Source organism: Streptomyces sp. NPDC057743, from assembly GCF_042798755.1.
In the GTDB taxonomy this organism is placed as follows: Bacteria; Actinomycetota; Actinomycetes; order Streptomycetales; family Streptomycetaceae; genus Streptomyces.
The window spans coordinates 38,032-59,488 of record NZ_JBHVJX010000037.1 but is presented as its reverse complement, the minus strand read 5'-3'; the positions used below and the strand labels follow the sequence as shown (position 1 = coordinate 59,488).

General features: G+C 68.5%; 26 protein-coding genes and 2 pseudogenes. 18 read left to right on the top strand and 10 right to left on the bottom strand.

Annotated features, from left to right (window positions below; all coding sequences use genetic code 11):
- Positions 1–21 precede the first annotated feature (21 nt).
- From ACFVFQ_RS31660 to ACFVFQ_RS31650, 3 genes are all read right to left on the bottom strand, one after another.
- On the bottom strand, positions 22–582 hold the full coding sequence (locus tag ACFVFQ_RS31660; RefSeq protein WP_383422642.1) for an NUDIX domain-containing protein: 561 nt from the start codon (positions 580–582) through the stop codon (positions 22–24).
- Positions 579–779, bottom strand: a complete 201-nt coding sequence (locus tag ACFVFQ_RS31655) for a hypothetical protein (protein WP_383422640.1) — start codon at positions 777–779, stop codon at positions 579–581. The genes ACFVFQ_RS31660 and ACFVFQ_RS31655 overlap by 4 nt, the downstream gene beginning before the upstream one ends.
- A gap of 276 nt (positions 780–1,055) precedes the next feature.
- Positions 1,056–1,301 (bottom strand): hypothetical protein, encoded by a 246-nt coding sequence (locus ACFVFQ_RS31650; RefSeq protein ID WP_383422638.1) that lies wholly within the window; start codon positions 1,299–1,301, stop codon positions 1,056–1,058.
- Positions 1,302–1,901: 600 nt separating this feature from the next.
- Here ACFVFQ_RS31650 and ACFVFQ_RS31645 point away from each other — a divergent pair.
- Both ACFVFQ_RS31645 and ACFVFQ_RS31640 read left to right on the top strand, forming a co-directional pair.
- Positions 1,902–2,744, top strand: coding sequence for a helix-turn-helix domain-containing protein (locus ACFVFQ_RS31645; protein WP_383422636.1), 843 nt, complete (start codon positions 1,902–1,904; stop codon positions 2,742–2,744).
- Positions 2,741–2,947, top strand: a complete 207-nt coding sequence (locus tag ACFVFQ_RS31640; RefSeq protein WP_383422634.1) for a DUF397 domain-containing protein — start codon at positions 2,741–2,743, stop codon at positions 2,945–2,947. The genes ACFVFQ_RS31645 and ACFVFQ_RS31640 overlap by 4 nt, the downstream gene beginning before the upstream one ends.
- Before the next feature lie 86 nt (positions 2,948–3,033).
- Here the strand turns inward: ACFVFQ_RS31640 and ACFVFQ_RS31635 are convergent, their stop codons facing one another.
- Both ACFVFQ_RS31635 and ACFVFQ_RS31630 read right to left on the bottom strand, forming a co-directional pair.
- Positions 3,034–4,194: an IS30 family transposase gene (locus ACFVFQ_RS31635; protein WP_383422632.1), complete on the bottom strand. Its 1,161-nt coding sequence runs from the start codon at positions 4,192–4,194 to the stop codon at positions 3,034–3,036.
- A gap of 355 nt (positions 4,195–4,549) precedes the next feature.
- Positions 4,550–4,672, bottom strand: a complete 123-nt coding sequence (locus ACFVFQ_RS31630) for a hypothetical protein (protein WP_383422630.1) — start codon at positions 4,670–4,672, stop codon at positions 4,550–4,552.
- 86 nt (positions 4,673–4,758) lie between these two features.
- On the opposite strand from ACFVFQ_RS31630, the gene ACFVFQ_RS31625 reads away from it, so the two are divergent.
- Together ACFVFQ_RS31625 and ACFVFQ_RS31620 are read left to right on the top strand one after the other, a co-directional pair.
- Complete coding sequence (locus ACFVFQ_RS31625; protein ID WP_383422628.1) at positions 4,759–5,016, top strand: hypothetical protein; 258 nt, start codon at positions 4,759–4,761, stop codon at positions 5,014–5,016.
- Positions 5,017–5,129: 113 nt separating this feature from the next.
- Positions 5,130–5,636, top strand: coding sequence for a hypothetical protein (locus ACFVFQ_RS31620; protein WP_383422627.1), 507 nt, complete (start codon positions 5,130–5,132; stop codon positions 5,634–5,636).
- A gap of 113 nt (positions 5,637–5,749) precedes the next feature.
- Here the strand turns inward: ACFVFQ_RS31620 and ACFVFQ_RS31615 are convergent, their stop codons facing one another.
- The gene (locus ACFVFQ_RS31615) at positions 5,750–6,025 is read right to left on the bottom strand and encodes an HAD family hydrolase (protein ID WP_383422625.1); all 276 of its coding nucleotides are present in this window, start codon (positions 6,023–6,025) and stop codon (positions 5,750–5,752) included.
- Between the two features lie 5 nt (positions 6,026–6,030).
- Here ACFVFQ_RS31615 and ACFVFQ_RS31610 point away from each other — a divergent pair, with 5 nt between their 5' ends.
- From ACFVFQ_RS31610 to ACFVFQ_RS31600, 3 genes are read left to right on the top strand one after another with little or no spacing between them, the layout of a single operon-like run.
- Positions 6,031–6,402, top strand: a complete 372-nt coding sequence (locus ACFVFQ_RS31610) for a plasmid mobilization protein (protein ID WP_383422623.1) — start codon at positions 6,031–6,033, stop codon at positions 6,400–6,402.
- A complete protein-coding gene (locus ACFVFQ_RS31605; RefSeq protein ID WP_383422621.1) occupies positions 6,402–8,219 on the top strand; it encodes a relaxase/mobilization nuclease domain-containing protein in 1,818 nt (605 codons plus the stop codon). The genes ACFVFQ_RS31610 and ACFVFQ_RS31605 overlap by 1 nt, the downstream gene beginning before the upstream one ends.
- Positions 8,220–8,249: 30 nt before the next feature.
- Entirely contained in the window at positions 8,250–8,654 is a 405-nt protein-coding gene (locus tag ACFVFQ_RS31600) for a hypothetical protein (protein WP_383422619.1), read from the top strand.
- On the opposite strand, the gene ACFVFQ_RS31595 is transcribed toward ACFVFQ_RS31600, so the two are convergent.
- Positions 8,655–10,610 carry a serine/threonine-protein kinase gene (locus ACFVFQ_RS31595; protein ID WP_383422617.1) on the bottom strand — a complete coding sequence of 652 codons (1,956 nt, stop codon included), beginning with the start codon at positions 10,608–10,610 and terminating at the stop codon, positions 8,655–8,657. It abuts the gene before it with no gap.
- 598 nt (positions 10,611–11,208) lie between these two features.
- Here ACFVFQ_RS31595 and ACFVFQ_RS31590 point away from each other — a divergent pair.
- Positions 11,209–12,345, top strand: a complete 1,137-nt coding sequence (locus ACFVFQ_RS31590) for a serine hydrolase domain-containing protein (protein WP_383422615.1) — start codon at positions 11,209–11,211, stop codon at positions 12,343–12,345.
- Between the two features lie 231 nt (positions 12,346–12,576).
- A pseudogene (locus ACFVFQ_RS31585) lies at positions 12,577–12,668 on the top strand (IS5/IS1182 family transposase); the annotation flags it as partial.
- 137 nt (positions 12,669–12,805) lie between these two features.
- On the opposite strand, the gene ACFVFQ_RS31580 reads toward ACFVFQ_RS31585, so the two are convergent.
- A complete protein-coding gene (locus tag ACFVFQ_RS31580; RefSeq protein WP_383422613.1) occupies positions 12,806–13,483 on the bottom strand; it encodes a DUF402 domain-containing protein in 678 nt (225 codons plus the stop codon).
- A gap of 114 nt (positions 13,484–13,597) precedes the next feature.
- Here ACFVFQ_RS31580 and ACFVFQ_RS31575 point away from each other — a divergent pair, with 114 nt between their 5' ends.
- Positions 13,598–13,807: a hypothetical protein gene (locus ACFVFQ_RS31575; RefSeq protein ID WP_383422612.1), complete on the top strand. Its 210-nt coding sequence runs from the start codon at positions 13,598–13,600 to the stop codon at positions 13,805–13,807.
- Positions 13,808–13,826: 19 nt separating this feature from the next.
- On the opposite strand, the gene ACFVFQ_RS31570 is transcribed toward ACFVFQ_RS31575, so the two are convergent.
- Positions 13,827–14,423, bottom strand: coding sequence for a hypothetical protein (locus tag ACFVFQ_RS31570; RefSeq protein ID WP_383422610.1), 597 nt, complete (start codon positions 14,421–14,423; stop codon positions 13,827–13,829).
- Between the two features lie 344 nt (positions 14,424–14,767).
- On the opposite strand from ACFVFQ_RS31570, the gene ACFVFQ_RS31565 reads away from it, so the two are divergent.
- From ACFVFQ_RS31565 to ACFVFQ_RS31550, 4 genes and pseudogenes are all read left to right on the top strand, one after another.
- A complete protein-coding gene (locus tag ACFVFQ_RS31565) occupies positions 14,768–14,914 on the top strand; it encodes a helix-turn-helix domain-containing protein (protein WP_383422608.1) in 147 nt (48 codons plus the stop codon).
- A 102-nt stretch (positions 14,915–15,016) separates the two neighbouring features.
- Positions 15,017–15,271 (top strand): winged helix-turn-helix domain-containing protein, encoded by a 255-nt coding sequence (locus tag ACFVFQ_RS31560; protein ID WP_383422606.1) that lies wholly within the window; start codon positions 15,017–15,019, stop codon positions 15,269–15,271.
- Positions 15,268–15,819, top strand: coding sequence for a transposase (locus ACFVFQ_RS31555; protein ID WP_383422604.1), 552 nt, complete (start codon positions 15,268–15,270; stop codon positions 15,817–15,819). Before ACFVFQ_RS31560 ends, ACFVFQ_RS31555 begins: the two co-directional genes overlap by 4 nt.
- 183 nt (positions 15,820–16,002) lie before the next feature.
- Positions 16,003–16,167: pseudogene (locus tag ACFVFQ_RS31550) on the top strand (pirin family protein); the annotation flags it as partial.
- Between the two features lie 476 nt (positions 16,168–16,643).
- On the opposite strand, the gene ACFVFQ_RS31545 reads toward ACFVFQ_RS31550, so the two are convergent.
- On the bottom strand, positions 16,644–17,135 hold the full coding sequence (locus ACFVFQ_RS31545; RefSeq protein WP_383422602.1) for a MarR family winged helix-turn-helix transcriptional regulator: 492 nt from the start codon (positions 17,133–17,135) through the stop codon (positions 16,644–16,646).
- 215 nt (positions 17,136–17,350) lie between these two features.
- Between ACFVFQ_RS31545 and ACFVFQ_RS31540 the strand changes: the two genes are divergently transcribed.
- The 4 genes from ACFVFQ_RS31540 to ACFVFQ_RS31525 all read left to right on the top strand — a co-directional run bounded on the left by ACFVFQ_RS31540 (position 17,351) and on the right by ACFVFQ_RS31525 (position 21,281).
- Positions 17,351–19,054: a chloride channel protein gene (locus ACFVFQ_RS31540; protein ID WP_383422672.1), complete on the top strand. Its 1,704-nt coding sequence runs from the start codon at positions 17,351–17,353 to the stop codon at positions 19,052–19,054.
- A gap of 69 nt (positions 19,055–19,123) precedes the next feature.
- Positions 19,124–19,225, top strand: a complete 102-nt coding sequence (locus tag ACFVFQ_RS31535; protein ID WP_383422600.1) for an NAD(P)-binding protein — start codon at positions 19,124–19,126, stop codon at positions 19,223–19,225.
- A 572-nt stretch (positions 19,226–19,797) separates the two neighbouring features.
- Positions 19,798–20,946 carry a serine hydrolase domain-containing protein gene (locus tag ACFVFQ_RS31530; RefSeq protein WP_383422598.1) on the top strand — a complete coding sequence of 383 codons (1,149 nt, stop codon included), beginning with the start codon at positions 19,798–19,800 and terminating at the stop codon, positions 20,944–20,946.
- A 206-nt stretch (positions 20,947–21,152) separates the two neighbouring features.
- A complete protein-coding gene (locus ACFVFQ_RS31525) occupies positions 21,153–21,281 on the top strand; it encodes a hypothetical protein (RefSeq protein WP_383422596.1) in 129 nt (42 codons plus the stop codon).
- The last annotated feature ends 176 nt before the right edge of the window (positions 21,282–21,457 follow it).

The window sequence follows — 21,457 nt, the reverse complement described above, 5'->3', positions numbered from 1 at the left end:
ACTGTTGCGGGGGCTTGTGACTTACACGGGCACGGCGTCCGGCGGCGCGCTTTCGAGCAGTGGGACGCCGCCGCCGGCCTCCAGCGTCCGCAGGGCGGACAGGATGCGCATGGCGGTGTGGGGCTGGACGTGGAGCGCCAGTTCCTCTGGGGGGACGTATGCATGGGCGTCGAACTCGTCTGACTTCAGCCGGAGTTTGGCATCCTGCGCTACCTCTCCGCAGTCGATCAGGAGGTTGATCCCCTCGGCGGTTTTCGGGCTGGCCGTCATCCAGTGCACGGCGAGCACGAGACCAGGAACGACCAGCAGGCCGGTCTCCTCGCGCACCTTGCGGCGGAGCGCGTCGGCGGGTGATTCGTTGCCGACTGCACAGCCGCCGGGAAGGGACCACGGCTGGCGCTCCCGATCGCGCTTCCGCAGGAGCAACACGGAGCCGGTGGCGTTGCGGAACAGTGCCAACGCTCCGACGCGGCGGCCGTCGGGGTCGGTGAACTGGTCCCGCTCGACTTCCACGACTTCGTCCGGATGGTGGTCGTCGTCCGGATCGGGGGCCTGGCCGGTTTCGGGTTCGGGGCTGGTCATGCCGCGGGGGCGTCCTGCTCCTTGCCCTGAAGTTCGCGGCGTTCGGCGGAGGTTGCCGGCTCACACCAGGAAGCGAGGGCGTCCCACGGGGCGTGGCCCGGTGCGGTGAGGGCCAGGCAGTCCCCGTTGACGGCGGTGATTCGGCCGACGCGGTTTCTCGTGGCGTCGCGCACGATTGTCCGAACGGCGAAGTTCATGTTCATCTCCAGGGACGTCTCTGTGGTGTGTGAGGTCCGCCCCGCTGTGACGTATCCCCTGGGGTGCCGGGGCGGGTGATGGCGGCCGCCCAGCCCGGGCGGGGAGAGGGCTGGGCGGCGTGGGGCCCGACTGGCGTGGCCTGCCCAGGTGGTCAATCGGACCCCGTGCCCCCCTCGTCTCCGCCGGTAGCGGAGATCGGGAGCGCCACAGACAGTGGTGTGGGCTCAACCGCGGGAAGCGGTCCCAACGCTCACGCAGACGCCGGGAGTTGGGGGTCAGGCGGCAGACGGGGGGCGGTCGGTTCCTTGTCGGTAGCGGTAGCCGCCGGGGCGGCCAGCGGCCACTCCTCGCGGTTCACCCCACCTGTCGAACTGGGCGGCCAGCCACTGTTCGCCCGGGTGGTCGTAGTTGCGGTTCAGCCGTGCCATGGACCAACCGGCGCGGTACCGCCGGATCACCTGGTCTCGTTCCGCGAGTACAGCGGCCCGCACCATCTCCAGTTCGCCGCGGGTGCGCGTCATGGGTAACTCCTTCGGTGTTTACCGGACTTGGCGGGCGTCCAGGCTCGTGCGGCCTCCCAGGTCGCGGTCACCCATCGGAAGGGAGACGGTTTCGTCGGCCCGGGTGGGTGGACGATCAGGGTCGCGCCGTGGGTGTCGCAGCGGAACGCGTGGTCGTCCAGGGGGGCCATGTCGTGCCAGGCGAACGGGCATTGGGGGCGGTCATCGGAGGCCGCTTCCACCTCTGCCTTCAGGTCCGTCGTCTGCCTGGCCGCAGAGAGGCGTGCTAGTAGGCGCTGCACGGCCGGCCCCGATCGTCGGTCTTCTTGCCACCGTTCGGGCCCTGCGACTGCTCGTTCCACTTCTTGTTCTTCTGGCTCACGTCGTCCGGCGTGCCGCTCACGGTCCGTCCTCCAAGCCTCGGGGGTGGCTGGGCACCGGTCACCTGCACGATCACACTGTGCGGCTGACCGGTCACAACGCTAGGAGGTAGGCGCTACGCTGGCGAGCGTTTCACGGACCAACCTGGGACCTGGTCCGTGTGGCATATGCCAATGACTGTGACCTGCAAGAACGCGGATGCCGGGGGCTTTGGACCGGCTATGTGGTCAGGGAGAAGAGATGGGAAACGATGGCCTTGACGCTGGACAGGATGAAGTTACGGACGCGCGAAGGCAGTTCGCCGAGGAGCTGAAGAGCGCTCGGGAGTTGCACAACCCGCGGCCGTTGAGCCAGAAGGCTCTGGCGCGACTGGTCGGAACATCAAAATCTACGATCAGTCGTGTGGAGACGTGCCAGGGACGCATTCCGCCCGAGCTACCGGCGAAGCTGGATGAAGTCCTGGGCACAGATGGGAAGTTCAAGCGGCTCTACGAAGAGGTCGTGTCACGCTCGTTCCCGTCGCTCTACCGCAGGCGCATGGCGCTGGAGCGCTCTGCCATCGCGATTCGCGAGTGGTCACCGACGATTGTCCCTGGACTCCTTCAAACTGCGGACTACGCCAGGGCCCTCTTCAAGGGCAGCGTGCCCCGGGCCGGGGAGGACGAAGTTGCAGCACACGTCAGCAGTCGGCTGGCCCGACAAACAATCCTCCGCGGTGACACGCCACCGGACGTCCATGTGGTGCTGTGCGAAAGCGTGTTGCGTCGGCATCTGGGCTCTCCCGACATCATGCGCCGTCAGCTCAAGGCGCTGTTGGACGCCGGGGAGCGCCCAATGCTGCGGGTTCAGGTCCTTCCGCTGGATGCGACCGCTCACCTGTTCAGCGATTGGCCGGTAACGCTGTTCACTTCGCTCACGCATCAAACGTCGGTGTGCGTCGAGAACTTCAAGACGGTTGGCATCATCGACGAACCGGATCACGTGCGAATGGCGCTCCGGACCTACGATGAGATTACGAGCGAGGCGCTGCCCGCGCGGGAGAGTGCCAGCCTGATCGCAACACAGATGGAGTCACTGACGTGAACCACGGATCGACCCCTTGGGTCAAGTCGAGCTACAGCAGTGGTGAGCCTGGTAGCAACTGCGTGGAGTGGTCTCCCACTTCGGCCTCCGTGACCGGCGTCGTCCCGGTCAGGGACAGTAAGATCCCGGAGGGCCCCGTCCTTTCCTTCCCCGCCGCCTCCTTCTCTACCTTCATCGCGGCCGTTAAGAACGACGCGTTCTGATCGTGGAGCGCGTCCGGGCGCAGCACAACGGCCCCTTCGCCAGCCGGGCGCTTTCTAGCGATCGTCGCAACACACACGGTTGTTGGTCAGGCCGCGATCAGCTTAGCGAGACGCTCGGCTGGGGTTTCCCAGTCGAGCGTTTTGCGTGGGCGGCCGTTGAGTTCGGCGGTGACGGCGTCGAGGTCCTTGCGGGTGTGGGCGGAGAGGTCGGTGCCCTTGGGGAAGTACTGCCGGAGCAAGCCGTTCGTGTTCTCGTTGGAGCCGCGCTGCCAGGGGCTGGCCGGATCGCAGAAGTACACCGGGATGTCGGTGGCGAGAGTGAACTCGTGGTGCTGGCCCATCTCGTTGCCCTGGTCCCAGGTGAGGGACCGCGTCAGATGGGTCGGTAGCGTCTTGACGGTCTCCACCAGGGCGTCGCGGACCAGTTCGGGGCGGCGGCCGTCGGGCAGGTGCAGAAGCATGACGTAGCGAGTAGCACGTTCAACGAGTGTGCCGATGGCGGAGTTGCCGCCCTTGCCGATGATGAGGTCGCCCTCCCAGTGGCCGGGGACGGCACGGTCGGCGACTTCGGCGGGGCGTTCGCTGATCATGACCATGGGCTGCTTGTAGCGGGGCTGGCGTTGCTGGGCCTGGCGGCGGGGTTTGCGGCGGACCCGGCTGGTCCGCAGCGCGCGGACCAGTTCGCGGTGCAGTTCACCGCGGCCTTGGACGTAGAGGGCCTGGTAGATCGTCTCGTGGACCACGTGCATCTCCGGCCGGTCGGGGAAACGTGCCCGCAGAGCCTGACAGATCTGTTCCGGGCTCCATCGCTTGTCGAGACGGTCCTGTATGAAGTCCCGCAGTTCCGGGTTCTGTTTGATCTTCGAAGGCTTGGGCCGGGGGCGCCGTGCCTCGGCGCGGACCTGCGCGGCTTGCGGTCGGTAGGCCAGCCGGCGCCCGCCTGCCCGCAGGGGTATCCCGTTGCGTCGGATCTCCCGGCTGACGGTGGAGGGGCTGCGGCCCAGCTCGGCGGCGATCGTGCGCAGGGACGCCTTCTCCCGCAGCCGGTCGGCGATGTGGATGCGCTCATCCTCACGCAGATACCGTCCCGAGGGTGCCGAGGCTGTCGGGGCCGGCGCCACCGGGCGAACCGGTGGCGCCGCTACGTCCCGCCCTGTCGCGTTGCGTCCGTTGCGCCAACGCCTGCCGGTCTTGGGGTTGATCCCGACGATCCGGCATGCCTCGTTGTTGCTGAACCCCTGCTTCACAAGCTGGAAGTATGCAGCCCGCTCAGCAGAGAGCCTTCTACTGCCCTGGTTGATCGTTCGGTCCCGGATCTAGAAGTCCATCGCATCCCCTGAGCTGGGGTGTTGCGACGACCACTAGAACGGAAGCCGTGGCGAAGAGGGCCGTTCGCGTCAGGTGGCGAGGTACGCGGCCACTTTCAGCACGTCGTCCAGACCGGCCGCCGGACCGGCCAGCTCCCGGGCAGCGAGGAACAGCTCTTCCCGGGTGAACACTCCACCTTCCGTTCGGGGTTCGGCGGGTCGGAACAGGTCCGCCACGGCCGCGCGGGGACAGTCAGGGAGGGCTCTGCACTTCGCAGGACAGGCCGAGTTGTCGCTACAGGTTGACGTACGCCGGTGCGTTCTGCCCATCGTCCAGGCGCTGGACCTCCAGCTCCACGTACCCCACCGGGACGGTCCGGGCGTCGCCGTCGTACTCGTAGGTGAACTGGTCAGCCATGGTTGGTGTTTCCTCCTGGGGTGTCGTTCATCGCGGGTACCACCAGCTCACCCCGACCCAGGTCCATCACGGAGGCGCCGGCCAGGGTGGCGTCCTCCAAGGGCACGAATCATGAAGCCCTCGCCGGGCTCAGCTTCGCCCCGGACGGTCCCGTGGCCGACCGACGCGAAGGAGTCCATGATCGACTTCGAAATCTCGGCCTCGCCCCAACCCCGATCAGCATCGGTGGCCTGGGTGTGGCCCTCACCGACCGCTGCAACATGGCCTGCGCCTACTGCTACCGCCAGTTCGCTTCGTTCGGCTTCACGAGGTTCGTCAACGACACCGGTTTCTCCGCGGGCTGATACCTCGCGCTCATCGGTCTGCTGGTCGCCCAGTACACCTTCAGCGGCTACGACGCCGCCGCGCGCCGTCGGAGGAGGCTGCCAACGCTCAAGTCGCTGGCCCGAAGGGGGTCATGCTGGCCATCGTGTGGTCGTGGGGAGCGGGCTTCGCGCTGTTGGCCGGGTTGAACTTCGCCATCCAGGACTGCGCCGCCACCCAGGATGCCGGCGTGCCGCCGGCACAGATCTTCCTGGACGCATGGGGCCAGGGCGCGACGAAGTCCCTGCTGCTGTTCGTGATCGTCACGCAGCTGTCCTGCGGCAACGCGGAAGCCAGCCGCGTGCTTGGGCATGATCTTCGCTTCTCCCGCGACCCGGCACTGCTGCCTGGCCGCGGGGTGTGCAACGGCACTTCGCGGACGGGGGTGGGGGCCGTGGTGTGGGTGGGCTTCTTGACGATCCCGTTCTGCCTGCCGCAGCACTACCCGATGACGGCCGACACCTTCAACTACGCACCGATCGCGTTCGTCGCCGTGCCGGGCGCCGAGACCCTGTGGTGGTGGTTCGCCAAGCGCGTCTACACGGTCCCCGCAGCGCCGGTCGACCCCGATCTGGAAGACCTGGAAAGGCACGTCATCTGAGGTCTCATCCCCGCTTCTCGCTCGATCAGGTTCCGGAGACGACAACGGCTCCTGCTTGCCAAGTCCCGGAGACCACACCTCCCCTTTGGAAACGGGGGTGTTGCCCAGGGCGGTTAAACGGCGATCGCGACCTCGATACCGGCGTCGGTGAGGCGCGCTGTCACCGCGGAGAGTTCGGGGATCACCGCGTCGGCCATGTGTGACAGTTCGTCGCGTTGGTGCGTCGTGGTGAGCGCCACGGTGGCCATGCCTGCCGCGCGAGCGGCTTCGAGGCCGGCGGGGGCGTCCTCGAATGCCAGGCAGCGGTCGGGGGTGGTACCGAGGAGTTGGGCCGCGGTCAGAAACGGCTCCGGGTGCGGCTTGTGGTTGGTGACGTCGTCGACGGTCACGATGTGTGAGGCATCGACGCCCGCGGCGGTCAGGCGCGCGTCGGCGCCTCTCCGACACCGAGAACGCCGAGATCGTCGCCGCCGCCGCGCAGCGCGGCGTCACCGTCGCCCGATTCCTCGCTGCCGCCGGCCTCGCCGCCGCCCGCGCTTCCACCACCTTGCACACCAACGAACAACTCGACACCGCCATAGACGAGTTGGCCGCCCTGCGTACCGCCCTCTCCCGGATCGGCAACAACATCAACCAGATCGCCTACATCTACAACGCCGGAGGGCAGCCACATCCCAGCCAACTCGACCACGCGCTCACGACCCTGACCCGATCCCTGGCCCGCATCGACGTCACGGCCGACACCCTGGTGAAGAAGCGGCTCTGATGGTCCCCAAGATCCGACGAGGCTCACGAACCCACGGCCTCCTCGCCTACCTGTACGGCCCTGGCAAACGCGACGAACACGTCGACGCACACCTCGTTGGAAGTTGGGACGGTTTCGCCCCCGACCCCGGACGCGACACCAGCCCCGACCCCGACCCCAAGGTCACCCTTGCCCGTCTCGCCGCCGCGTTGGACCTGCGCGTCAAGCAGGCCGGCGAGGCGGCCCCGGCCCAGCACGTCTGGCACTGCTCGGTCCGCACCGACCCCGGCGACCGGCCCCTGACCGACGCCGAGTGGAACACCGTCGCCCGACGCCTGGTCCAAACCGTCAACCTCGCCCCCGACGGCGATCCGGACGGTTGCCGATGGGTCGCCGTGCGGCACGCAGACGACCACATCCACATCGTGGCCACCATGGTCCGAGGCGACCTACGCCGGCCCAGGATGAACTACGACTTCAAGAAGGCCCAGGCCGAATGCCGCCGCATCGAAAAGGAGTGGGGCCTGCGTCAGCTCAGGCCAGGCGACGGAACCGGAGCCAAGGCCCCCACCAGCGCCGAACGCTTCAAGGCCGAACGCACCGGCCGACCCGAGGCTCCACGGGAGACGCTCCGTGAAGCCGTCCGCCACGCCCTTGCCGGGGCCGCCACCGAAGAGGAATTCTTCACCCGGCTGCGCGAGGCGGGCCTACGGGTGAAGATACGGAACGCCCCATCCGGCGATGCCATCGGCTACAACGTCGCCCTCCCGGGCGACCGCAACCGCGACCGCAAGCCGATCTGGTTTCCCGGCTCCAAGCTGGCCCCGGACCTCTCCCTGCCGAAAATCCGCCTTCGTCTGGCCAACAGCATCGCCGACCCGACGAAGCCGTCGACCTTCACCAGCGGCCACCCGGACTGGTCGCCGCCCGCCCGCGCCCGCCGGAGTGCCACCGGTACCGCCGAGCGTGCCGCCATCCTGCTCGACAGTGACGACGACGAAGCCGCCGCTCAACTCGTAGGCGTCGGCGAACTCCTGGACGCGGTCGCACGGACCTCCCCGGCCGCCACCCGCGCCGAGGTGAGTGCCGCCGCCCGTGCCTTTGAGCGCGCCACTCGCAGTCACGTCCGAGCAGAGCGCGCTGACACCCGGGCGATCCGCTCTGCGGCCCGGGGCATCATCCAAGCTGGCAGCGCTCTCGGCCGGGGCGAGGATGGCGGCACCACCGCCATGCTCGTCTCCACCCTGGTCCTCGTTGCCCTGGCTGCCGCCCGCTGGCACTCCGCTCGTGGCCATGCCCAGCAGGCCCACGCTTCCCGACAGGCCGCCGCCCATCTGCGAGCCGCCTACCGCCAGTCCGCCGTCACGCCCATGCAGGCACTGCGCGATCAAGGTCGCGCTCTACCCCAAGCCGAACGCCGAACTCACGAGGCCACCATCCGCGTCGCCCTGTCGGCAGAGGGGCTGCGAGCAGACAGCACGTCGACGAAGACTGACGCCCTGGTCGCCACCCTTGCCCAGGCTGGGGAGGCAGGCCATGACCCCAAGGCCCTTGTGCAGCAAGCGATCGGCATGCGTGAACTTGACACCGCCGAAGACGTGAACGACGTCCTGGTCTGGCGACTGCGCCGACTCGCCCAACTCCCTGCTCACCCAGGCGAAGCGACCCGCCGCCGGCAGGCCGGCACCAACCAGCCCAAGTCCTCGGCCAACCGCACCAGCAACCGGACGGCACCCACAGCCGCAGCTCGCCCCGCCGCTGACCGGAGTCGGGCGGGTCAGTCAACGGCCCGCCCGACTCCGCGAAACCCATGGACAACCCGTTCCACCGGCTGCTAGGGCTGGAAACAGAAGGACCTCGACCGGGAGATGACGCTCGTGCTCAGAACCACCGACCGCCCCGCAGAACCGGCACCCGAGCTGCCCGCCCTCCCCGTCGGCACCGACCCTCTACTGCAACTCGAATACGAGACGCAGCCGCCCAGCGGCCCCGGCGTGACGCGCTGTCTCAACCACCCGCGCGAGCTGGCCCTCCGCGGGATCCCGGTGACGTGCACCGCCTGCCATGCCCGGCGCGACTGGCTGCTCATCAACCACGGCCGCAACGTCTGGGTCGTCTGCCGGTGCAGCAACCAGTGGCTCGAACCCGAGGCCAGCCCGGCCGACTTCGACGCCCTGATTGCCACCCCGGACGGGACGACGTACCCCAGCGTCGAGCAGGGACTCGCCGCGCTCGGGTTCGACGGCGCCTTCGCCGGAACTTACCTGGAGTAGCTAGCTCTTGCGGGCCAGGTCGGCGTACCACTCTGTGCCGGTCCCGTCGTTGGGGGACATCCGGATATGTCCCGCCTTCTCTCCGTGCGTGTTGAGTTCCAGCGCGGGGGAGTTGGCGGCGCAGCTCGGCGCCGAGGAGTTGGGTTCCCGTTTGCCGGGGGTGGTGAGAAGACTGCCGTCGTACGCGGAGAACACCTCGGCCGAGTAGCGGCATCGCTGTTTGGTCCTGCTCACGGTGGTGATATCGACCGCGCGGTGGGTGCGGTCGTAGCCGATTCCCAGCTCGACAGAGGAGCCGTCCGTTGCCGAGCTGTTCCACCGGGCCCGGTACGCGTCCGGCGCGCTTCCCTCGGGGTTCGCCCGCGGGCTCTGCTCGAAGCCGGCCTTGAAAGTGCGGTCGGTTGAGCTGGGCGTGCTGAACCAATTGAGCTGCCCGCCCGACCTGACGAGCCTGCCCGTGGGCTGTTCCAGGCAACTGGCCGTACCGGAGCTGGTTTTGAGCTTGCCCGTGCCGAGTGTGAGGGCTGGGTAGTCGGGTGTCTCCTCGACCTTGGTGATCACGGTGTCCCAGACGCACAGCTGGGCCCTGTCCAGGATTGCCAGCTCGACGTCCTTTTCCGTGATCACCAGCCGGGCGCGCAGCGCATCCGATTCTTGCGCCCCGGGCATCTTCCGTTCGCCGTAGCCTGCCCAGTGACCGCGCAACGCGCTCGGTACGGGGGTGGACGTGGCGCCCCCGTCGTTCTGCCCGGGGCTGAGCAGTGCCGCTCCGACGGCGGCGAGGAGGGCGACGGTCACCGCACCCACCGTGAGGGCCCAGGGGCGACGTCGCTGGTTCGCGGTGCGCGTGGTCTCGTCGTGGCCCGGTCCGACCGTGGGCGCGTACGGGAGCGCGTCCGGTGTGAGTGCAGCGGGTGCTTGGTTGGGCTGGGGCGCGGGGGCTGTTTGCTCGGGTTGGGGTGTGGGCGCGGGCCGGTCGGGGGGTGGCGGAGCGGGTGCCGCCTGGGCGTGGGGCGGGGTGGAGTCCGGGCCCGGCACGATGGCGGTGGGCGAGCGCAGCGGGTCGAAGTCCAGCAACTGTGCGGCATGTCGGCCCAGTTGGCCGAGCAGGGGGCCCGGCAGCCACTCGGCGGCGTCTTCCGTGGTGGTGCGGGTGGCGACTTGTTCTGGCGTGGGGCGTTGCGCCGGGTCCTTGTGCAGGCATTCCCGTACGAGCCCGAGAAGCGGTTCGGGCATCCCGTCCAGGTCCGGGTCCTCCTCCGCGATGCGGAACAGCTGGGCGTGCAGCCCGTTGCCGGTCGCGCCGAAGGGCTGGCGTCCGGTGGCGGCGTAGGCGAGGACCGAGCCGAGGCAGAACACATCGGAGGCGGCGGTGACGTGGAGTCCGCGGACCTGCTCGGGCGACATGAAGCCGGGGGAGCCGATCACCATGCCGGTGCGGGTCTGGAGGCTGTCTCCGCTGATGCTGTCCAGCGCCCGGGCGATGCCGAAGTCGATGACGCGCGGCCCGTCCACGGTCACCAGGACGTTGGACGGCTTGAGGTCACGGTGGACGAGGCCCGCCTCGTGGATGGCCCGCAGCGCGAGCGCGAGCCGGTTGGCGAGGACCCTCACCGAGTGCTCGGGCAACGGCCCGTGCTGCTCGGCCACGACGGTGTGCAGGTCGGGCCCGGGAACGTACTGCGTCGCCACCCAGGGGGTCTGGGCGTCGGTATCGGCGTCGAGGACCGCGGCCGTCCAGGCCCCGCCGACCCGCCTCGCCGCGGTGACCTCACGCGCGAACCGCCTCCGGAATTCCTGGTGTTGGGCGAATTCGGCCTGCACGACTTTGACCGCGACGGTCCGTCCCCCGCCCGACCGGGCGAGGTAGACAAGGCCCATGCCGCCGGCGCCGAGGCGGGCGATGAGCCGGTAGGGGCCTATGTGGGTCGGGTCTTCGGCGATCAAGGGGTCCACAGGAGGACGATAGACCGAGTCGTCCGATGGGCACACCCGAACCTGCCGAAGCAACAAGCGCGTCATGCTTCGACTCACCCGTCACACTGGGATTGTTCGTCTCCGCGTCGGGGGCCCAAGGTCCTGGCGTCCTTGAAGATGAACTCGCTGCTGTGCTGGGGCGGGTGGCCGCCGCGGGGATGGGCCCGGTAGTACTCCTCGCGGGAAGGCGTCGGACGGTGCATGACCCGGTGCGAGCGCAGGCGTCCGACCAGGTCCCGGATCTGGCGGGCGGTCACGGCGGCGAGGTCGTCACCCGGTCACAGGCGTACGGCGTCCAGGGGCGCGGTCTACCGCGCACTGTGGACTGCCTTCGTTGTCGCAGACGGCGGAGCGACTGGGTTCGTTGTCAAACGCTTCGCTTGGATGGCACGGGCTTCCCCGGCTATTCCCGTAGCCTCTTGCCCATCATTTCATTGGTACTTCATCCCCTCCGGGAAAACTTGCCGAGTCAGCACGGCGGCACCCGACCGGAGTTGTTCGCCTACTTCTCACCAAACCCATGGCCAGGCCAGGTTTGGCGTAGACGTGATCGCTGTGATCACACATGAGGAGTCCGATGAAATCTCTTCGTCTGACCGCCGTCGGCGGGGCGTTGGGCCTTGCCGTCCTGATCGGTGCCAGTCCCGCGCACGCCGCGGACCAGACACCGGCCGACACTTTGAAGGCCGGGGCCCAGCAAGGGGTCGCTGACGGGTATCCGGGCGTGATCGGCCTGATACGCGACGGCGGCTCCACCCAGCGCGTCCAGGCGGGTGTCGGCAAGGTCGGCACCAAGGTGCCCGCCGATCCCAAGGCACAGTTCCGGATCGGCAGCAACACCAAGGCGTTCACCGCTACCGTGCTACTTCAGCTGGAGAGCGAGCATCGCCTCTCCCTGGACGACAGCGTGGCCAAATGGCTGCCGGGGGTGGTCGCCGCCAACGGCTACGACGGCGCCAAGATCACCGTCCGGCAGCTGCTCAACCACACGTCGGGTCTGCCCGACTACATAGGCAGCCCGCAGATCGCCGGGCCCTACGCCGTCGACGCCAACGCCCGTCAGTCCTACCCGCCACAGACCCTGGTGAACATCGCCCTGGCCCTGCGCAAACCGGTCACAGCACCGGGCGAGAAGTTCGACTACGCCAACACCAACTACGTGTTGGCGGGCATGGTGATCAAGGCTGTCACGGGCAACGATGTCGCGAGCGAAGTCCACAAGCGCATCATCGAGCCACTCGGCCTCCATGACACCACCTTCCCCACCAAAGACCCAGCCCTGTACGGCAATTACCTCCACGGCTACGTGCATCCGGCGGTCTTCTACATCCAGGACGTCACGGTCTCCAACGTGCAACTCTTCGGGCCCGCCGGTGCGATGGTGTCGACGCTCGACGACCTGGCCACCTTCACCAGGGCGTTGCTGTCCGGACGCCTCCTGCCGCCCAGGCAGATGGCCGAGCTCAAGACCACCGTCCCGACCAGCGACGGAAAAACCCGCTACGGGCTGGGTATCCAGCACGCGCAGACGCCGTGCGGGAAGTGGGTATGGGAGCACACCGGAGCCGTCCTCGGGTACTACAGCTTCTGGCTGTCCAGTGAGGACGGCACCAAGCAAGTGGTGCAAGCCAACACTGAATACCACCTGATCCTCGGGACGCCGGGCCAGACCCACACCGGCTACGCCGCGTTGAACGCCTACTGCGCACTCTGACGACTGTCCGCCGGGTCGCGAACGAAGCCGGAGCCGAAGAGCTGCGACGGTCACGGTGCGGTAGAAGTTGTGCGCCCTGTAGGCCACGTTCTGTGTGGCCTACAGGCTGCCGCGGGTGGGAAGGATCGCTGTCCGTACGGACAGCGCACTCACCTTGGGGAACTCGTCAACGCCCTGCGGCACGAGGCCCACGCGGACAAACTCCGTAACCTACCGACGATTCCTGCATGAGAGCTGTCCGGCGCGAAGGCCGCAGTCGGCCACACGACAGTGATCGCGGACGGCGGCTACCGCGCACCGGCTTGGTCATCCCGCACCGCCGCGCCCCCTGCCTGGCGCTCTCCGAAGGCGGCTTGCCCACAGGGTCTGGCCGGAGCAAACGGGCGGCCGCTGATTCGTGGGTTCACGTCTCCGGTCACGCCTTCGGTCCCCCGCCGAGAGCAACCGTCCCGGCAACGGTTCAGCCACTCTCTGGTGCAATCCTCTCCGCGGCCTGGGGAAGGCGCGGCGTGGGCCAGGCCGGCTCCCACCGCCAGGTCGCCCAGCGTTCCGCCTGCGCGAAGACGCCGGAGAGTTCGGTGAGCATCGTCAGGATCTCGCCGCGGGCGGCGTCGACGGCGCGGTGCTCGGTGTCGGAGACGATGCCGAGGCGTCGCACGTGGGCGTACTCGTCTTCATCCTTCCACTCCCAGCGGGTGAGGTCGGGCGTGATCACCAGGTCCACGGTGAGGTCGAGGGTGTCGAACCCGGCGTCGGTGCGGCGGGTGGGGTGCTCGAAGTTGACGTACCAGTTCCGCAGCCGACGCCCGGGCCCGTCGGGCACGTAGAAGGCGTTGACGCTGAACCAGGCCGTGGGTGGCTTCCACAGCAGCAGGTCGGTCTCCTGCCACACCGCGCTCGCGAGCTCCCATCGGCCACTGGCCATCGCGTCGAACGCCTGCGTGCGCACCGACCGGTCCCCCTCCGCGCGGGCCTGCGCGTACAGGGCCGGCCACCGGACCTGCGCTCCGGGTGCGCAGGCGGTCACCAGCGCCTCGTCGGTGTCGGCGACGACCCGCAGCGCCTGCTCGCTCCACACCCGCCCGGAGCGGTGGACATCGCGCCGTACGACCGTCTGGCCCGTCTCGAAACCGCTCACCGTGTTCCCCTCCAGTGTCCAAGGCCATGCCCGGCCCGGCTTGCACACCTCAGCCCATCCCGGCCGGGTGGGAAAGCCGCCATCCGAGGGTGGCTTGCCCACCCTCCCGCCGGCTTGCCCACGCTCCCCTTGGGCTTGCCCGGCTACCGGCGACGCCCGAACGGACCGCGGCTCTTCTCCATATCCGCTTCGGCCGTCCCGGACGGTGATCTCCTCCACCTGGCGGCGCACGTCTCGCTCAGCCTCCGCACGGTCGGCGGCTCCTTCGCGCACGGCCTGCACAGCTGGTCCGACTCGCCCGGCCACGAGTGCTGCCTGATCTGAGGCAGGTGGTGCAGCGGTGTTATCGCCTCCTGTAGCGGAAGAGGAGGTCCTCGGCTTGGCGAGCGGTGATGCCGAGGGCTGTGGCGAGTTCTTCGGAACTCAGCGTCTGATAAGCGCTGTTGGCGGCGTGGTATCCGATGTTCTGTGCCAGGATCTCCAGGCGGCGAGCAGCTTTGAGGGCAGCTGCGGGGGCATCTCGTGTGATCGCGTCGAGTTCGTCACCTGCCTTGTTCAGCAGTTCGTCGATTTCCTTAGGGATGGCGACTGTTGACGCTTCCACCTCGTCGATGTGCTTGTACCAGTCCTCTGTGCAGTGGTCGGCGTCCCCGCGGACGGTCTCGTCTTCGTGTAGTTCGGTGTCGCCGATTCGCTCCCAGTCGATGGGGTACTCCGGGCCGGTCCAGCCGCACACGCATACCGCCCGCAGTACGTGCGCACGCGGGCCGGAGAAGGGGTGCCCGTCGTAGTGGGCCCAGAAGGTGCTCTTGTGCCCAAAGCTGCCCGAGGCGGAGCCGAAGTAGACCGGCTTGGGGACGCTCCCGTCCTCCAGCAGCACGCCGACCCGGCCCTCGTGCGACTTCCCGAACTCGCCTGTCACCCACGTCTCTTCCGGCACCTACGCGCTCCTCAGCTCGGCTGCTCGTCGCCCGCGCATGTCCAGATGCGGGCACACCACGACCCTCCCGCAATCAGCACTGCGCCGAGAGGAGAACCAGGAAGAAGGCTTGTGTTGAGCGTGAAGGGTGAGGCCCCGGTCGAATTGCATCCGGGCGCACCCGCGGACGAGGGCCGAAGAACCGTGCGCGGTCGCCAGGAGGCGACGGATCCGCCCTACCGTGGAGGGGATCCACGCAGACGCGAACGGTCAGGGCGCTCAGCGGTCACGTGACCCACCGGATAGGCCCTACTGAGGCTTGATATTGGGGTTGACGGCCCGTCTGGTGGTGCTATCCCACGGATATGGAGGAGATGGGGCTGACGTGTGAGGGGTGTCTGCAGCGGGAGAAGCTGCGGTTGCAGGCTGCCGAGTGGTTCGAAGAGGGCATCGCCCAGGCAGAGATAGCCCGGCGGTTGGGGGCTTCCCGGCAGGCAGTGCATGCCTGGTAGAAGAAGTGGAAGAACGGTGGGACACAGGCATTCCGTTCCTCAGGGCCGTCGGGCAGGCGCCCGCTGGTCTCCGAGGACGAATTCACACAGGTCGCAGAGGCGTTGAAGCAGGGACCTGCCGCACACGGCTTCACTGGAGGGTTGTGGACCCTGGCCCGGATCCGCCGGGTGATCAAGGAGGCGACTGGTGCCGAGTACACCAGCCCGTCCGGGGTGTGGCGGCTACTGAAGCGACACGGCTGGTCGCGGCAGATCCCCACGCGCCGGGCCTACGAACGCGACGAGAAGGTGGTGATGACCTGGCGGAGTGAGGTGTGGCCCCAGGTAAAACCACAGCCGAGCATCGCAAAGCGGTGATCGTCTTCTCGGACGAATCCGGTCTGTCGCTGCTGCCACCGGTGCGACGGACCTGGGCACCCGCCGGCCAGATCCCAACTCTGCAGATGCGGATGGGGCAGCGGCCCAAGGTCTCCGTCGTCGGCTGGTGCTGCTACAGCCTCGGCCAGCCAGCCCGCTACTTCTACCGGGTCGTACCGGGATCAGTCACCGATCGCATCCTGATCCGCCAGTTACACCAGGTGCACCGGTCTCTCGGCCGCCCAATCGTTCTGATCTGGGACAACCTCAGCAGCCATCGCAGCCGCCGGATGCGCGCGTTCGCCGCCCGCAGCCACTGGCTCACCTTGATCTATCTGCCGCCCTACGCACCGGACCTCAACCCGGTCGAAGGCGGCTGGGCGCACATCAAGAACGGACCGCTGGCCAACCTCGGCGCCCGAACTCTCGACGAACTCCTCACCACCGCCCGCCGCGGCCTGCGACACATCCAACGTCACCCGGCCCTGGCCACAGGATTCCTTTCCGCGGCGCACCTGGACTGGAACCCACAACCGTCAACCTCATAAGCAAAGGTCAGTAGACCACCCCGACGGGGCGTGCTCGCAGTCCTTGAAGAACGAACCCATACCGCGGGCCAGGGTCTTGGTTGCCATCGTCGAGCTGACTCCTCGGGTACCGATGCTGACGGTTTGCTGACCGCCCACGGTGCGAGACGTCTCTGACCTGCACGAAGCTGTGGAGCGTGTGATATGTGGTGGAACTTCGTGGGACGGTCCCACGAGGACATCGTCCAGGCCCGCGCGGACTGGATGACGGGTACCCGATTCGGTGAGGTGCACGGTTACGAAGGGGGCCGACTGCCGGCGCCGGAACTGCCTTCGGTGACCTTGCGGCCGCGGGGGAGGAGGCGCTGACCTGCGGTTTCGTTCCGCCGGCCGGATGGTGACGGAAGCGCTAGCCGTGCCTTGAAGGCGGTGAACTGGACGGCACGCCAAGCGCTGTCATGGGTCGGCCTTGTAGTGCGCCGGGAGTCGAGGGTTTGGTCGTCTGTGGCGTGGCCTGGTGGGGTCTGTCGGGGTCTGTCGGGATCAATGCTGATCCAATGCTGACTTGACTTTGCTGACGGGTGGTCAGGTCAAGGTAGGCGCGAATGCCGCTGCGGGGCGAGGGGAAGGTGACGTGGAACCCCACGGCCCAGCACTGGACGGAGCCGCGCTCCCGTTGCAAGGCCGGACTCCCAACGGCAGCGCCCAACTCAGGGCTGTTCGCACCCGTCTCCCGCACGTCGGGGGAGAACGGTACTGGGGGGTGATCCAGGCTCTCGGGATCCGCAACCGGGTCGGTGCCTCGGACTCGTGCATGGGCGGGAAGGGGCGTGCGTGGCGGTGCCTCAACCAGCGGTGGTGTCGGTCCAGCCCAGCGGATACGCGTCCGGGCCGGCAACGGGGACGGCCGGTTCACCCGCGGCGTGGGCGAAGGCCGTGAGGGCGTCGATCAGTGCCTGGCCCTGGGCGGGGTCCATGCGGCTGACGATAGTGGCGATCTCCGCCCGGCGGCGGGAGGTGACCTCGTCGACGAGCCGGCGCCCGTCGTCGGTGAGTTGGATCAGGGATTCGCGTCGGTTGGCGGGGTTGGGATGCCGCTCGGTCAGGCCGGCGGTGGTGAGCCGGTCGATCATGCGCATCGCCGTGGAGGGGTTGACGCCGAGAACCTCGGCGACCGTGGAGAGGTTGGCGTCGCCGTGCACGGACAGTGCCACCAGCAGCCGGAACTGGGGCAGCGTGACCGTGTCCTCCGCCGCGGCCAACGACCGCGCGGAGACGCCGACCAGCACCCGTGAGGCGGTCAACACCGCCCGGGTGACCGCGTCCACATCCGCCATCTCCGACGCCTTCCCCTCGCCTTTGATCACATTCCTTTCTACCTCGGCCATCGGCGCACTTGACATCGTTTGCATAATGCAAAAAGAGCTACGAGAGGAAAGGCATGACCGGTATAGACGCGACGCCCCCTGCTGATTCCGTCACCCCGACGCCGGCCGTTGAGGCCCGGCCCCCCTCCCCGGCAGCCCGGCTGGGCAGGGCGCCGTGGGGTGTGCTGGCCCTCGCGGTCGTGGTGGGAGCCGGCGCCGGGCTGGGATCAGTCGCCTTCCGCTGGCTGATAACGACCTTCACCCATCTCTTCTCCGGCCACGCCGACTACGCCGCCGCCGGTGGCAGCGCAAACCCCCATGTGCCGTGGCTGGGGGCGGCGTTCGTCGTCATCGCCCCGATGCTGGGCGGGTTGCTGTACGGGCCGTTGGTCGACCGGTTCGCCAAGGAGGCCCGGGGCCACGGCGTCCCCGAGGTCATGCTCGCCGTAGCCCAACGCGGCGGGCGGATCAACCCGCAGGTCTCCGTCGTCAAGGCGCTCGCCTCAGCCCTGTGCATCGGATCCGGCGGCTCCGTCGGGCGCGAGGGGCCCATCGTCCAGATCGGCTCCGCCCTCGGCTCGACGCTAGGGAGGGTGGTGAAGGTGCCCGCGGACCAGATGCGGTTGTTGGTCGCCTGCGGCGCGGCCGGCGGCATCGCCGCCACCTTCAACGCCCCACTGGCCGGCGTCTTCTTCGCCATGGAACTCATCCTGGGCACCTTCAGCGCCGAGGCGTTCGGCGCCACCGTCCTGGCCAGCGTCACCGCCAGCGTCATCGGACGCGCCGCCTTCGGCAACACCGCCTTCCTCACCCTGCCGCCCTTCCACCTCCAACACCTCGCCCAATACGGCCTGTTCGCCCTCCTCGGCGTGGTGGCCGGCGTCGTGGGCGTGGGCTTCACGCGCATCCTGTACTGGATCGAGGACGCCTGCGACTGGGCCTGGCGCGGGCCCGAGTGGCTGCGGCCCGCAGCCGGCGGTCTGCTGCTCGGCCTGGTGTTGTTGGCGCTGCCCGAGATGTACGGCGTCGGCTACCCCGTGCTTGAGAACGCCACCCGCGGCGGCTACGCCCTCGCCTTCCTCCTTCTCCTCCTGGCCGGCAAGGTCATCGCCACCAGCCTGACCATCGGCATCGGCGGATCCGGCGGCGTCTTCGCCCCCAGCCTGTTCATCGGGGCCATGCTGGGCGCCGCATACGGCGCGCTGACCGGTCATCTCATACCCGGCACCGCCGGCGACGCCGGCGCCTACGCCCTGGTCGGCATGGGCGCGGTCTTCGCCGGCGCCTCACGCGCACCCATCACCGCCGTCGTCATCCTCTTCGAACTCACCGGCCAGTACACGATCATCCTGCCCCTGATGCTCGCCATCGTCCTGGCCACCGCCACCAGCCGCCTGCTCACCCGCGACACCATCTACACCCTCAAACTCCGCCGCCGCGGCATCAACCTCCACGCCCCCGCGCCCCACACCCCTCTCGGCACGCAGACCGTGGGCACGGTGATGGAGGCCGTACCGGCCCCCCTGTCCACGGCCGCCGATCTCACCACCGCGGCGAACCTGCTGACCCGCTCTGAGCACGGCGTGCTCCCGGTCGTCGACGACCAGGGACGCTGCGTGGGCACGCTCACCGCCCGAGCCGTCGCCGAAGCGCTCGCCGACGACCTCGACACCCAACCGACGAGGGCGAGCGACCTCGCCCAACTCGCTCCGCCCATCACCGCGGACATGCCGCTGGCCACCGCCCTGCACGCCCTGATGACCGCCCCCGGCACCGGCCTGCCCGTCGTCGACCCGAACAAGAAGCACCTCGTGGGTTGGCTGACCCACCAAGGCGCCCTCCGCGTCCTGCACACCGCCGCTCCCTCGCCGACCACCACCGTCGCCTGACGTCGGCCCACCGGCCTGGCGGCCAGCCCACCCCTCCCCACTGGACCTCAGGAAAGGGGAACCACTCGCATGAAGGTCGTCATCTGTGGCGCCGGTATCGCCGGCCTCGCCCTCGCCCAACGCCTGGACACCCTCGGTGGGGACGTCGTCGTCCTGGAGCCCGGGCATTGACACCCCTCCATGAGTCGCTTGTCCGGAGCGCCGAGGGTTCCGTGAGAAAACGGGTTCGGCGTGGCTGTGGAGAGGGAGGTATGGGGCCCTTCGCGGAGTGAGTGAAGGGTTGAAGAGGCGATGTGCGGCCGGACATGTCGAACTCATCGGAGAGCAAGGGAACTTGGTATTCGTACGCCCCAACGGCGACGGATCCGGATCGCATTGGTGGCAGCGTTGGTGGTGACTGCCCTCGTGCCCTCGTGCCCTCGCCGAGCGAAGCGGCGCAGCGCCTCACGGTGGGCACCTTCGTCTACGCCACCTCGCCCGCGGCTCCGTCGACCGCACAGCCGGATCCGACCGGCCGGCAGACCTGGCGCGCCACCGGCCCGACGAGTGCGCCACGAGCCCAGTTCAGGCGGCGGCCGGCAACCGTGGTGACGGCCGGCCATATATGACCGCCAGCTATGGCCTGTTCGCCGAGCCACCGGCCGCCGAGTCTCGGGGACGGATCAAGTTCCGTTCCGCGGCAGCTCCTGACATCGGGTCGACGAGCCTGCTGCCATGCCCACCCAGCGATGAGGAGAGGTCTCATGAAGTCCGCCAAGTCCGCACGTCTGGCTGCCATCGGCGCGACGCTGACGCTTGCCGTACTGACCACCGCCGGCCCCGCGAACGCCGACGTGCCGACGGCGGCAGGCATCCTGCAGGCCGGAGCCCAGCAGGGCATCGCCGACGGATACCCCGCCTCGATCGGCATGGTCCGCTCGGGCGCCTCCACCCGGTACGTGTCGGCTGGCACCGGCGACACCGCCACCAAGGTGCCGGCCGACCCCAAGGCGCAGTTCCGGATCGGCAGTAACACCAAGGCTTTCATCGCCACCGTGCTGCTCCAGCTGGAGGCCGAGGGCAAGCTCTCCCTCGACGACACCGTCGGCAAGTGGCTGCCCGGCGCCGTCAACGCCAACGGCTACGACGGAAACAAGATCACCATCCGCGAACTGCTCAACCACACCTCCAGCCTGCCCGACTACTTCACCAGCGCGACGGTCTACCGCTCCTACGCCTCGAACAGCGAGCCCCACCGGATCTGGCCACCGCAGACCCTGGTGGACCTCGGCCTCGCGCAGCACCAGCCCACCAGCGCACCGGGGCAGAAGTTCTCCTACTCCAACACCAACTACATCCTGGCCGGCATGGTGATCAAGGCCGCCACCGACAACGACCCGGCAACCGAGATCCAGAACCGGATCATCCGGCCCCTCGGCTTGCACAACACCAGCTTCCCCACCTCCGATCCCGCCCTGCACGGCAACTACCTGCACGGCTACGAGTACTTGTGGCTCGGCTCAGTACTCAAGGACGTCACGGTCTCCAACGTCCAGGCCGTCGGGTCCGCCGGGGCGATGGTCTCGACCCTGGATGACCTCGCCACCTTCGACCGGGCGCTGATCACCGGCAAGCTCCTGCCGCCCGCGCAGGAGACGGAACTGAAGACCACCGTGCCCACGGGCAACGGCACCACCCGCTACGGCCTGGGCATCGGCCTCTACCAGACGCCGTGCGGCCAGCGGGTCTGGACGCACACCGGGGGCATACTCGGCTACGTCAGCACCTGGGAGATCAGCGACGACGGCAGCAAGCAGGTCCTCGTAGCCAACAACGAAGACCACCTGCAGGAGAACACCAAGGGGCAGACGGACATCCAGAAGGGGGCCAACAACGCCTTCTGCGCACTGTGAACCCGTGGACTCACCGACTCACCGACTCACCGACTCACGAACTCAGCGACGGGGAACCGCTGATGACATCCCCCGGGCCAGTCGGCGACCCAACGCCAGGACGGCCCTCGCCGCCCTCACCCTCACCGCGGTGCCGCCGCCCACGCAGACACCACCCCACCGACCTTCACCAACGGCTTCGGTCTGACCCAGCTCGATGCCCCGTGGTGCACTCCGGCACCAACTTCACCATCACGGTGACCACCCCGCAGCCCTCCGGCATGCACCAGAACCGGATCGCCCTACCCAAGGACCGCGCGGCCGACCCTACCAAGCGCTGGCCGATGACCTACTAGTGTCGTCGGGCTGGCCGTTCATGAGGAGGCTCCGGTCGTGGTGTCGGTAGGAAGTGGGCGGCCTGGGGCTTCAGCGCTACACCTTGCTCGCCAGTGAGAACGACAGGCCGGCCGTGGGGGAGACGAGGCAGCGCCCCCTGTGACAGCCCCTACGGCGTCCCGTACAGCGCTCCCTA

Excerpts from the sequence above, each read along its gene's own strand:
- ACFVFQ_RS31655 (WP_383422640.1), bottom strand. The coding sequence starts at position 779 with ATGAACTTCGCCGTTCGGACAATCGTGCGCGACGCCACGAGAAACCGC.
- ACFVFQ_RS31620 (WP_383422627.1), top strand. The coding sequence starts at position 5,130 with ATGCTGGCCATCGTGTGGTCGTGGGGAGCGGGCTTCGCGCTGTTGGCC.
- ACFVFQ_RS31590 (WP_383422615.1), top strand. The coding sequence starts at position 11,209 with ATGAAATCTCTTCGTCTGACCGCCGTCGGCGGGGCGTTGGGCCTTGCC.
- ACFVFQ_RS31660 (WP_383422642.1), bottom strand. The coding sequence starts at position 582 with ATGACCAGCCCCGAACCCGAAACCGGCCAGGCCCCCGATCCGGACGAC.
- ACFVFQ_RS31650 (WP_383422638.1), bottom strand. The coding sequence starts at position 1,301 with ATGACGCGCACCCGCGGCGAACTGGAGATGGTGCGGGCCGCTGTACTC.
- ACFVFQ_RS31600 (WP_383422619.1), top strand. The coding sequence starts at position 8,250 with ATGACGCTCGTGCTCAGAACCACCGACCGCCCCGCAGAACCGGCACCC.
- ACFVFQ_RS31545 (WP_383422602.1), bottom strand. The coding sequence starts at position 17,135 with ATGGCGGATGTGGACGCGGTCACCCGGGCGGTGTTGACCGCCTCACGG.
- ACFVFQ_RS31645 (WP_383422636.1), top strand. The coding sequence starts at position 1,902 with ATGGGAAACGATGGCCTTGACGCTGGACAGGATGAAGTTACGGACGCG.
- ACFVFQ_RS31535 (WP_383422600.1), top strand. The coding sequence starts at position 19,124 with ATGAAGGTCGTCATCTGTGGCGCCGGTATCGCCGGCCTCGCCCTCGCC.
- ACFVFQ_RS31630 (WP_383422630.1), bottom strand. The coding sequence starts at position 4,672 with ATGGCTGACCAGTTCACCTACGAGTACGACGGCGACGCCCGGACCGTC.
- ACFVFQ_RS31530 (WP_383422598.1), top strand. The coding sequence starts at position 19,798 with ATGAAGTCCGCCAAGTCCGCACGTCTGGCTGCCATCGGCGCGACGCTG.
- ACFVFQ_RS31565 (WP_383422608.1), top strand. The coding sequence starts at position 14,768 with ATGGAGGAGATGGGGCTGACGTGTGAGGGGTGTCTGCAGCGGGAGAAG.
- ACFVFQ_RS31605 (WP_383422621.1), top strand. The coding sequence starts at position 6,402 with ATGGTCCCCAAGATCCGACGAGGCTCACGAACCCACGGCCTCCTCGCC.